The organism is Sulfolobus acidocaldarius DSM 639 (assembly GCF_000012285.1).
In the GTDB taxonomy this organism is placed as follows: domain Archaea; phylum Thermoproteota; class Thermoprotei_A; order Sulfolobales; family Sulfolobaceae; genus Sulfolobus; species Sulfolobus acidocaldarius.
The window spans coordinates 306,262-317,537 of sequence record NC_007181.1; the positions used below are offsets into that span (position 1 = coordinate 306,262).

General features: G+C 38.5%; 9 protein-coding genes. 4 read left to right on the forward strand and 5 right to left on the reverse strand.

Annotation, left to right across the window (positions count from 1 at the left end):
• Both SACI_RS01775 and SACI_RS01780 read right to left on the reverse strand, forming a co-directional pair.
• Nucleotides 1–1,752 carry a molybdopterin-dependent oxidoreductase gene (locus tag SACI_RS01775; RefSeq protein WP_011277281.1) on the reverse strand — a complete coding sequence of 584 codons (1,752 nt, stop codon included), beginning with the start codon at nucleotides 1,750–1,752 and terminating at the stop codon, nucleotides 1–3.
• 74 nt (nucleotides 1,753–1,826) lie between these two features.
• Nucleotides 1,827–3,023 (reverse strand): cation:proton antiporter, encoded by a 1,197-nt coding sequence (locus SACI_RS01780; protein ID WP_011277282.1) that lies wholly within the window; start codon nucleotides 3,021–3,023, stop codon nucleotides 1,827–1,829.
• A 57-nt stretch (nucleotides 3,024–3,080) separates the two neighbouring features.
• Between SACI_RS01780 and SACI_RS01785 the strand changes: the two genes are divergently transcribed.
• Nucleotides 3,081–4,043: a hypothetical protein gene (locus SACI_RS01785; protein WP_011277283.1), complete on the forward strand. Its 963-nt coding sequence runs from the start codon at nucleotides 3,081–3,083 to the stop codon at nucleotides 4,041–4,043.
• Nucleotides 4,040–4,759, forward strand: a complete 720-nt coding sequence (locus SACI_RS01790) for a CoA-transferase subunit beta (protein ID WP_011277284.1) — start codon at nucleotides 4,040–4,042, stop codon at nucleotides 4,757–4,759. Before SACI_RS01785 ends, SACI_RS01790 begins: the two co-directional genes overlap by 4 nt.
• On the opposite strand, the gene SACI_RS01795 is transcribed toward SACI_RS01790, so the two are convergent.
• The 3 genes from SACI_RS01795 to SACI_RS01805 form a co-directional block, all read right to left on the reverse strand.
• Complete coding sequence (locus SACI_RS01795; RefSeq protein WP_011277285.1) at nucleotides 4,760–5,515, reverse strand: CoA transferase subunit A; 756 nt, start codon at nucleotides 5,513–5,515, stop codon at nucleotides 4,760–4,762.
• A 124-nt stretch (nucleotides 5,516–5,639) separates the two neighbouring features.
• Nucleotides 5,640–7,157, reverse strand: a complete 1,518-nt coding sequence (locus SACI_RS01800; protein WP_011277286.1) for a hydantoinase B/oxoprolinase family protein — start codon at nucleotides 7,155–7,157, stop codon at nucleotides 5,640–5,642.
• Entirely contained in the window at nucleotides 7,154–9,076 is a 1,923-nt protein-coding gene (locus SACI_RS01805; RefSeq protein ID WP_011277287.1) for a hydantoinase/oxoprolinase family protein, read from the reverse strand. The genes SACI_RS01800 and SACI_RS01805 overlap by 4 nt, the downstream gene beginning before the upstream one ends.
• Nucleotides 9,077–9,264: 188 nt before the next feature.
• Here SACI_RS01805 and SACI_RS01810 point away from each other — a divergent pair, with 188 nt between their 5' ends.
• Entirely contained in the window at nucleotides 9,265–9,864 is a 600-nt protein-coding gene (locus tag SACI_RS01810) for a class I SAM-dependent methyltransferase (RefSeq protein WP_011277288.1), read from the forward strand.
• Between the two features lie 204 nt (nucleotides 9,865–10,068).
• Nucleotides 10,069–11,187 carry an MFS transporter gene (locus SACI_RS01815; protein WP_011277289.1) on the forward strand — a complete coding sequence of 373 codons (1,119 nt, stop codon included), beginning with the start codon at nucleotides 10,069–10,071 and terminating at the stop codon, nucleotides 11,185–11,187.
• The last annotated feature ends 89 nt before the right edge of the window (nucleotides 11,188–11,276 follow it).

Genomic DNA, 11,276 nt, shown 5'->3' on the forward strand with positions numbered 1-11,276 from the left:
TTATTTCAAAATAGCCCTAACTTTTGTGAAATTTATCTGAGGAGTACCACCATATTCATTTATAGCATTATTTACTATACTATTTACAGGTTTGTCGTCTAAGTCAAATAACCCTGACTTATACATGTAATATACTCCTTTAGGGACACGTTCGGATATCTTAAATATAACGCGAATTTTACCGAAGTCACTCTCCAGGTAACCCTCTCCCTCATAACAACAGTTATAAACTATTGGTTTAGGTCTGTCATATATCTCGTTAAATTGGCTGTTTGTGTGATTTGGATGAGAGGAGAAAACCAGATATTCACCCACTGGTGGCTCTTTAAGTCTGGGTAAAGGATTTACCTTCACTTTCTGGAAGCCATCGTAGTACCTCTTGACCTTTACAACCTTATTCTTAACTAACTCCTCTAAACTTACACCTGTTCTTCGTATTGCATAATCTACTGCTTTCCATTCATCCTCTTCTATCAAGGGATGAGAGATACCTAGTTGTTTCGCAATTAGCCTCATCAACCTAATCTCATCAACTCCCTTAGGTTCACAAATTGGTTCATTATATACCAGGTAATCATGCCAATAACTGTAGACAACATCCCGTTTTTCAAGAAAAGTCGGTGAGGGGATAACTACGTTAGAAAGCTTAACGCTTTCATTAATGAACGGGTCATGCATAATTAATGTTAACCTACCCTCCTTTATCGCCTCCACTATCCTATCACTATTAGGTAGAGAGTGTATGGGATTAGAATTCCAGGCAAAAATAACTTTTATATTTCCCTTTTCTACTTCCTCTCCAACTTTACCCATTGGGGCAATTCTCGCTGGTTTTGAAAGATGTAATCCCCTCAAATAGCTAAAGTCTATTCCCCACCCCTGGCTGTTGGAATAGAAGAACCCCCTTCTTAGACCTAGTAAGGCTGGAATCAAAGATATTAGTGATACTGCATCTCCGCCATAATATGTCCTTCCTAAAGCAAACCCTATGATGGTCAATGGTCTACGATCGTAGTAAAGATCTCCTAACTCTTCAATATATTTCCTATTGAGCCCAGTTACACTCTCGATCTCATCCCAAGTATAACTATTCACGTACTCTCTGAGAGTCGCTTCATCATCTAGTATATCCGCACTTACTCCGCGAGCGAAAATTCTCTTCATGACTCCAACTGCCAGAAATCCGTCACTGCCTGGTCTTACCAAATAGTATTTGTCACTCCTCCTTGCAGTTTCACTAATTCTCACATCCACTGTGATCTTGTATTTACTCTGTAACAATTTCCAACCGTGTATAAAGGAGACAGCACTTTCGCTACCCCAAAAAACTACACTGTCATATTTCTCAAATTCTTCGGGCAGAGCACCAAAGGAACTACCGTAATGCGCCTTGATAGCTTCGTGACCTTCAGACGCACAAATAGAGTAGTCTATAGATAACGTACCTAATAAATTCCACAATCTGGCTGGATAATACCAGGTAAGTAATCCTTGATTACCATCATACTCGACATGAATTATCTTGTCTTTGGGAGTCTCTTTAATAATCTTACTTATGTATTTCACAGAGTCCTCTAGGCTAGTCTCCTTTCCCTCTACCAGAGGACTTAAGACTCTATTGATCTTATTTCTCCTTAAGTCAGCATTACCTCTTGAACAGGTAAAACCCAAAAAGGGAAAAGATTTTAAAGGTTTATAATTATCATCGAAGATACACGTATCATAACAGTCCCTTGTGCAGGCAATTACCATTAAATAGTTATTCATGCAGAATTATAAAAAGGTAGTGATGAGTGCGACCGTGCCTGAATTGTGATGTGATTCCTTTAACCTGACTTAACAATTATCCACTTTCTAATAAGAGTTGAAAATATGTAGCTCCCCAAGAATGTGGTAATTAGAGCCATAATCACTATTTGCGAGTATTGAGATACATCAAGAACATTTCCGGATAACCCAACAGTTGCGACAACTAGACCAATTTCTCCTCTAGGTATCATGCCTACAGCTGTGATAATAGATTGCTTCAGGTTCTTAGTGTAAAAGTAGGCAACAGGTAATATCCCAAATATTTTCCCCACAATCGCAAGAAACGATAGCAGTAAACCCAAAAGTAAATCATTTAAATTAAAGAAGATATAAAATGGTGTTTCCATGCCTACATAAACAAAAAATAGAGGACCGAATATGGAAATAAGGGTTTCAGTGAATCCGTTAACTCTCTTTGACTTTACACTCTCTGCTATAGCTACACCTGCAATGAAAGCAGCTATTACAGGAGAGAAGCCGACCACAAGCATAATCAAAACTAGGACAAACAAGATCACCAACGATATATTATCAACTATCTCATCTCTAACTACTGTCAAAATCTTAGGAATCAAAAATACTGCAACAAAAAATATAACTATCCATGCCAGAGAAAGTTCAAGAACTCTTAGTGTAGTTTGAACTAAGGGAAGACTTCCTAGTGTTATTAATTCCACTACTGTAGATAAGATTATCAGTGCAACTACATCATCTATAGCTGCAGCAGAGATAAGGAGCCTGGAAAAATTTTCTCTATATAGCTTATATTCATCCACTATGGACACAGTTGCAGCTAGGCTGGTTGCAGCACTCGCAGCACCCATGAGTAGGGCTACCTGAGTGTCATATACCAGAGAAAATACTACGAACACTAGGTAAGTGGGGATAACTGCACCTAAAGTAGCTGCCAAAAAGCCTAGAAATCCAGAGGATCTAAGGTTCTTAAAACCATGTGAAAGACCTGCGGCGAAAATAAGCAGAATTACTGAGAAGTTTGCAAATAGCACTACGTAATTGTTGATGGAGAATAGATTAACCTGCAAAATACTGTTGATTACACCTCCTAGAGCATAAGGGCTGAATACGATTCCAACTATTATTTCAGCTACGAGGGCTGGGATAAAATATTTCCGAAGAAGTAGTCTACCACCTTGAGCGAGGGCTAGGAGTGAGAACAACTCAAGTAATGCTACATATATTTCATCTGTTTCCACTTTTTGCTCTACTGAGTATGAGATTTAATTTTTAACTTTTAAGTAGTAGATATTACAATGCCACTATTTGGATCAAAGGAAGAGGAGAAGAAAATTTACCATATTGATTCTTTAAATGAGCACATGAGGAATGTAATTAAAACTGTAATGGACGTTAATATGAATGATCTCGCATACTATTATGGTTTAAAATACTTAAGTCCAGTTATTGGGGAGCCTATATTTATACCCTATGGTAGGTTGGATGGAAAGTTTAATGACTTCGAGAAGGCTTTTGAAAAACTCTATCAGGAAATAGAGAAAATAAAAGATAGGGGATTGAAACAGTACTTGGAGTGGTATCCTGGGTCTAAGTTCCTTGATCATTATAGAATTGTGTTCTACTCCGAAGTTCAAGAGGGAATAACTTACGGTATCGGAGCAGAGCCTTTAGCATTTACACCATCAAGCAGTTACGGATTACCGAATATCGAGGGAGAGGCAGTTGTGGTAGGTATGCAATTGTTAAATCTTGCTGTCCTCAAGAAACTCAACCTCAAGTTTTATGACTTAGTCAAGGATAAAAGGGATGAGGTAATAGAGGCTTACAATTGGTTATATTCAGAGTTTCACGCTAAATATGACACTAAGGATAGGAAATTCTTGACAGACATAGCATCATACTATATGAGACGATTCTTTCAACAAGTTTATGATGTAGCAAAGGACTACACTACAGACAAATTAGAGGGTAAAATAGCTATAATTCCGCTTGTTGAGAGTAAGGCTAAGAAGGATGGAAAAATCATTGATGTATGGAGAGAGGACTTAAGAGACCTACTGGAACAGGCTAGGTATTATTTAGTTGAAGCTATTCCTGCAATTTACAATCAAGAGCGTATGTCTAAGATACTTAAACAGGTTGGAAGCAACTTTGAAGAGATCATTTTAACATCCCAAAAGAAGCCTAAAATACCAGAAGAATTGAAAGATCTGAAGGTGAAAACTCAGGGAGATAAATTCGTGGTGTTAACTAAGTGATAGTAGAGCATATGGCTAAAGCAATAGCAGAGATATTAGAAGACGGCGAGAAAGTATATGTTGGCTTAAATTCTATATTACCTGCATTAGGCTCCTTTCTAGCTAGAGACGTATATCACAAGAATATAAGAATATATGGCGTGGCAGAGGCTGATAACCCCCTAGATATAACAATTTCACCATCAACAGGAGATCCAATGCTAGCTCAATATACTCCAGTGTTTACCACAGTTGACTTATTTGATTTAGTTCAGAAGGGTAAACTAGATGTTATGTTCTTAGGACCAATTCAAATAGACGAAGAAATTAACGCTAATGTTTCAGTTATAGGAAGCTATGAAAAACCTAAAGTGAGGTTACCTGGGGGTGCAGCAACAGCATTTATGATGCCCCTAATAAGAAAACTAATACTGTGGAATTTCAGACATAATAGGCAGAGTTTCCCTAAGAGAGTTGACTTTGTAACCGGGACAGCTAAACACTCTAAGAACGAAGTATATGTAGTTACAAATTTAGGAGTTCTTCATTTTAATAGGGAAAAGAACAGATGGGAAGTGATAGTTCTGTACCCCTGGAGTAATATTAATGAAATAAAGAGTAATACGGGATTCGATGTCTATGAGGGGGATATCAAGGAAGTTAGAGTAACTGAAAAGGACATAGAATACATTAGGAAACTGGATCCTTACAACCTGAGAGAAGGATTGATAAAATAATCAAATGGGTTGAATGAGCTCAAGAACTTTTCCCCAGTCAACGTCATACACTCCAAACATACTCGTTGGTTCTGCGCCCCTTGGAAGCTCCACAACAGCAGTCACATAGTCTGCATTAATTGTGGGTCTCTTGCCGTAAAAGTAGGATCTAGGCACTATCTCTTCAGCTGTTATAATAACTGTCTTAGATGCCTTTGCCTTAAACTCATCCTCAAATAAAGGTCCAATAATCTCTGCATTTCCCTCCTCGTCTGCTTTATGGACATGTATTATAGCTACATCTGGAGTGATAGCTTTAACTAACAGAACCTCTTCCCCTGAGAAAGGATCCTTGGCTACTCTCCAACTTCCAACTTTTTCATGTAATTTTACCAGATCAGACCCAAGTACACCTTTAACGGGCATAAATGGGATTCCAAAAGCCCCTGCCCTTATTCCGGCTATAAACGCACCACAGCTGTCCTCAAGAAATTCAACTTCACCGCTCTCTACTTTTTTCCTGAAGTTTGAGGGAATACCTAGCCATTCCAAGGTTGCCATTGCAGCCCTTATTTTCTTCACAACGTTATGCTTAAGTAAGATCTCTAGACCTAAACCTGGCTCTCTATCCACAAATCCCAAATTTCTTACATCACTGTTCACTAGTGCAAATATAAAGCCCATGGGACTTCTGTGAAATGATATACCACTTATTGTGATCCAATCTCCCTCCTTAACTAGTTTTATAGCCCTGTCTAAGCTCACTAGTTTTGACATAATATCTAGTACGTTAATTAAATATAAAAACAATTCTTACATCAGTCTTTAATTTACCTGACCACACTTCATTACCAATATCCTAATAAACGAAGATAAGAACTAAATACAGCTTTCAAGAACCTTAATCACTTGAACCATATCCTCCTCCACCTGGAGTCTCAATTATTACTTCATCTCCTTCATCCAACTCAACAACACACTTACTCTTTAAACTTACCAGTTCATCACTCCTCTTCCTAACTGTGGCTTTACCAGGTTTTCCCCTTTCTCCTCCGTTAAGACCCCACGGACCAATAATAAACCTATCAGCCATTAAGGCTAATCTAGTGGGGGATAGTACTTTGAAGGACCTAATAATTCCATCTCCACCCTTATACTTTCCTTTCCCTCCGCTTCCCACTCTCACAGTATATGATGTAAATAGTAAAGGATAAACGCTTTCAGCAACTTCAATGGGAGTATTTAGCGTATTTGTCATATTTGAATGTACTGCAGAAATACCGTCTTCACTTGGTCTTGCCCCACTGCCTCCTCCAATTGTCTCGTAGTACGACCAATATCTTCCTTTGTAAAAGCCTCCCATCATAATGTTCATCATAGTTCCTGAGCTCGCTGCCGGAACAGGTAAGAACTTCGATAGGGATAAGAAAGTAACATCAGCTATCCTTTGCGATGTCTCTACATTGCCTCCACTAACTGGGGCAGGCTTAACTGGGTTAACCAAGGTACCTTCGTCGGCTTTAACTTGGACAAATGAGTAAAAACCTTCATTAGTTGACACTGACTTTCCTAACGCTGATCTTATAGCAAATGACACTGCGGAATATGTTACCCCGTAAACTGCATTCAAGGGACCATCAATCTGTCCATGAGTTCCACTGAAATCTGCGGTAACCCTATCCTTTCTCACCTTCAAGGTGAGTTTAATGGGCAATAGTTTATCCTCCCATTCTAAATAGTCTTCAGCTCGGTAATCGCCCTCTTTCCAATTAATGTTACTAACCACATTTCTCGTGTACTCTATGGTTTCGTCCCAACCCTCTACTACGTTCTGCAAACCGTATTTCTCTATTAGTTGTCTTACTCTAATTACTCCTAAACTGTTTGCAGATAGCTGAGCTCTTAAATCACCAATGGAGACCTCAGGCATCTTGAAATTCTCCTTTATTATCTTTATTACTCTCTCATCTAGCTTAACAGGAGGTATCACTATTCCCTCTTCATACAATGTTTTAGCTAAGGGATTTAGACTTCCAGGGATTGGACCACCAACGTCTACTTGATGGGCTTTATTTACAACGTATCCCACTATCTTCCCTTCATAATCTATAGGAGTCAATAGCCCTACATCATTTAAATGTGTACCTGATATGTATGGGTCATTAAAGATGTAATTCTCCCCGGGCTTAATTTCATCTCCTAAATACTTGAGAACGTTTACCACGGCAACCTTAAACGAGCCTAAATGGACTGGGATGTGCTCCGCTTGTGCAACAATCCTCCCTTGGTTATCTATAATAGCGCAGCTATGATCCATCCTCTCCCTTATGTTAGGAGATAATGCGGATTTCTTTAACATCACGCCCATCTCTTCAGCTATAAATGTTGTAGCCTTATCGATTACCTCCCACGTTGTCACTGCTTTCTCACCTCCATAAATCCCATTTTACCTACTTCTAACTCCCATCCGTCCTTAACTAGTGTTGTAGAACTATACTCTTCCACAATTACAGGACCTTTTGCTCTAAATCCTTTAGGTAATTTCTCTCTCAAGTAAATATCTGCACTGACCCAATCATCAATGTAAACTTTTCTAATCTTTTTATTAATATTTCCTCCTACAGGGTCAGGTAAAACAGGCTTTACTGTCTTCCTCACTGCAAACACTCTAGCATTGACAACTTCTATTGGATAGGGTAAAGTATAACCATATACTGCCCTATGTCTCTCTTCAAAATCCCTCCTATAATCGTTCTTTACCAAAACAGTGAGCTCCCAACCCTGACCCTTATACCTAGCGTCAACATATCTTATAAAATAATCAACAGTGCCCATTCTCCTTCTTAAACTCTCCTCTAATTTTCGAAATTCACTATCCACATCTCTTGGAAATGGACTCCTAGCCTCTATTTTCTCGTCTACTGCAAGGAGGGAGAGTGCACTGAAAAGACCTGGATGAGGTGGAACTATTATCCTCTTGATTCCTAATTCTTCTGCAACATCTACAGCCCACTGGGGACCAGCACCACCAAAAGCGAATAAGGTGAACTCTGTAGGGTCTAATCCTCTCTCCACAGTTACCAATCTTATCGCTCTAGCCATTTCTATACTGGCTAATTTTACAGCTTGATAAGAAACTTCGATTGGATCTCCCAGCTTTTCTAGACCGCTCCTGGCTCCTTCAACGTCTAATCTCATATTTCCCGAAAGTAAATATTCATTGATCCTACCCAGAACTAGATTAGCGTCAGTTAAAGTGGGTTTATCTCCTCCTTTCATATAAGCTATTGGACCTGGATCTGCCCCTGCACTTATTGGACCTACTCTTAGAGCTCCACCCTCATCTCTCCAAATTATGGTACCACCACCTGCCGATACTTCAGCTAGATCTATAAACGGAAATCTTACCGGGTAACCAGAACCCTTTACTAGTCTTCCATGATGAGCCTTCCCACCGACCTCATATTCGCTGGTAATCTCTATTTCGTTGTTAACAATACTTCCTGCCTTTGCTGTTGTCCCTCCCATATCAAAGCTTATTACGTTACTAATACCTAGTAATTGCGAGAATACTTGGGCTCCGACGACTCCTGCTGCAGGTCCACTCTCTATAATCTGCACTGGTCTTTTCTTAACTTCATCAACATCTACGAGTCCCCCAGAGCTTGACATTATGTACAGTGAGGGAATGTCTTTAGATATACTCTCTAAGTATCTGGAGACTATGGGCATGAGCATGGCGTTTATAACAGTTGTAGAGGTTCTCTCATATTCCCTTTGCTCAGGACAAACCTCATGCGAAATGCAAACATAATTAAAGTGCTTTGAGAGAACTTCCTTTGCGACGTCTTCATTCTCAGGATTTGCATATGAGTGAAGAAAGGAAACAGCTACACTCTCAACGTCCTTTAGTCTAACAGCTATTTCATCAATTTCTAAGGGATTTAATTTAACTAGTACTTTACCGTCAAAAAGTGTTCTCTCATTTACCTCGAATCTCAATTCTCTCGGTACCAAGGGCTTAGGCTTGTGAAAGTACATGTCATACAGTTCAGGTCTGTTCTGTCTGCCTATTTCAATTATGTCCTTAAAACCTTTAGTCGTAATTAAGGCAGTTTTTGGTAGCTCGAGATTAAGCTGACCTAAGAAGGCATTAGTTGCTACTGTGGTAGCGTGAATTACCCTATCAACTTTTACATTTAACTCTTCTATTGCCTTCCTTAAACCTACCTCAGGATTCCTAGGAGTAGATAGACCTTTATAATACTTTATGTTACCATTTTCGTCTATCGCAATCGCGTCTGTAAATGTACCGCCCACATCAACAGCAACAATCATGAATTCTAAATAAGAAGCCTGGATTAAAAACTATTTTCTAGGTCGGCTTCTGCAGTAGAGTGAATTTTTTCCATTAGTGTACGCAGGACAAGAATTATAGTCTGAGAGTAGAAACTTTCTTTATTCAGCAAGATAGTTACGATATTATTTTCTTTAAAGTTTTATTATTGAAGAGATGATCTTAATTTATGTCAGTGGATTTTGGAACATATCATCACTCAACCAAGGAAGATTCGGAAATGTTAAGGGGAATTGCTAAAGAGCTCTTTTTCCAAGCCTTTATGAAGACTGGCTTACCAAGAGATAAGGAGATAAGTGTTTTAGATGTAGGATGCGGATTAGGTTTTTTAAGTTATGTTGTAACCCAGTATTTTCCAAAGGCGAAAATATTAGGAATAGACACTTTTGAAAACTCAAGTCTTCTGGATTCAGATATGAGGAAGGCTGAAGAAAACATGGAACACTTAGGTATAAGAGACAGGGTATTCTTCAAAAGGTTAAACGTTTTAGATATCACTGAGGAATTAGGGCACTTTGATATTGTGGTCTCCAATTTAGTTTTTCATAATTTAGGTAGAAGGAGATTCGAGGCATACGAAAAGATTACTAAAGTGATGAAACCTAGCTCATTCTTCATAAATGGCGATATATTTTTTGGGAGTGAACCCGAGAAATCGTTTGAAGCAGATATAAGTAGATTAAGCAAGATATTCAAACTAATATTTAGTAAAAGGTTGGAGTTAAAAGAATCATTGACTTACTACATAGCAGTCCTAACTAGGGCTTAAATCACGTAAAACGTCTTTATAGTGGTAAAGATATCTCTGCTGTTACTATGCGTTCCTTTCAACTAAGCCAGATTAGTTACTGTCTTGCAACTTCAGGGTATTAGAGTGTTGAAAGAGATGATTTTAAAGCTTTTTAGGAGAATTTGAAATATAAAAATCTAAAAATCGATTTACTTTGCCTAACATTTATCTGGGGTTTGTGTAATGAGTAGAAAAACGTATGTGGTAATAGGCTTTGTGATAATGTGCTTTAACTCTATTTATCAATATTCTTGGAACGCATTGCAACCGCTTTTAAAATCAGGATTCAATGTGAGTTTAGTCCAGGTTGCACTTGGTTTTACACTTTTTAGTATATTCTCTTCATTGGCACAACCTTTAGGAGGTCATTTTGCTGATAAACAGGGACCTAAGAGAATAGGAATTATAGCAGGGATTTTATCATCTATAGGCTTCTTAGGAACATATCTTTCACCGAACATATATGTCTTCTACACTGTATGGTCAATAGGAAGTGCGGGAGAGGGAATCTTATACGGCATAGCTGCAAATCTAGCAATGAAATGGTTCGAAGACAAAAAAGGAGTCGCTACAGGTGTAGTCTCCATGGGCTTAGGAATAGGTTCAGCACTTCTTAACCCTTTTATAGCAATGGCGACAAGCTATAAGACAATAACACTTGGTATTGGGTTGACTGAAGTTATCGTACTGCCAATTCTACTTTGGTTGTCAGATTATCCAAAACTATTATCAGGACAAGCTCCAAGGCAAATTATAACTACTACCCGATTTTGGCTCATATATGTTTCCTTTGTAACCGTGCTCGTACCTTTCAGTGTGATATCCTCGCAACTATCAGTTCTTGGAAAAGGAGTTCCACAACAGGAGCTGATTACCTTAATTTCACTTTTACCTCTATTGAGCGGTGGACTTAGACCATTTTTTGGAATGGTTGCAGATAGACTAGGTATAATAAGAACCACATTAATTCTAGATTTAACGATAACATTGGGTGCGTTGTTTTTACTGTTGAACCAAATTGCGATTTCGACTATTTTAGTGGGTCTTTCGGGAGGTTCAATGATAACACTTTATTTCAATGTTGCAGGGGAAATATTTGGAACACGATTCTCGACAGTAAACAGCGGGATACTTTACACTGGAAAAGCTCTAGGTGGGACATTAGGAAGTGTAGTCTTTGCAATACTTTATAGTATAAACCTACAGTTGTCAGAGATGTATTCGTTAATTTGTGGTATTATAGGCATTTTAGCTCTATTACTTGTAGTTTTTACAACCCAGCAACAGGCTCAACGAGTCTAAAAATGAAGACTTAATTTTTTGAAAGGGTATGTTTTTTGTCCTTAGCATATGATACGTAAAGTTAATTAGTTTACATGGGTGCGTTGAAG

Bases quoted from the DNA above. Each gene is read 5' to 3' on its own strand.
- SACI_RS01775 (WP_011277281.1), bottom strand. From the start codon at position 1,752: ATGGTAATTGCCTGCACAAGGGACTGTTATGATACGTGTATCTTCGAT.
- SACI_RS01785 (WP_011277283.1), top strand. From the start codon at position 3,081: ATGCCACTATTTGGATCAAAGGAAGAGGAGAAGAAAATTTACCATATT.
- SACI_RS01795 (WP_011277285.1), bottom strand. From the start codon at position 5,515: ATGTCAAAACTAGTGAGCTTAGACAGGGCTATAAAACTAGTTAAGGAG.
- SACI_RS01805 (WP_011277287.1), bottom strand. From the start codon at position 9,076: ATGATTGTTGCTGTTGATGTGGGCGGTACATTTACAGACGCGATTGCG.
- SACI_RS01810 (WP_011277288.1), top strand. From the start codon at position 9,265: ATGTCAGTGGATTTTGGAACATATCATCACTCAACCAAGGAAGATTCG.
- SACI_RS01815 (WP_011277289.1), top strand. From the start codon at position 10,069: ATGAGTAGAAAAACGTATGTGGTAATAGGCTTTGTGATAATGTGCTTT.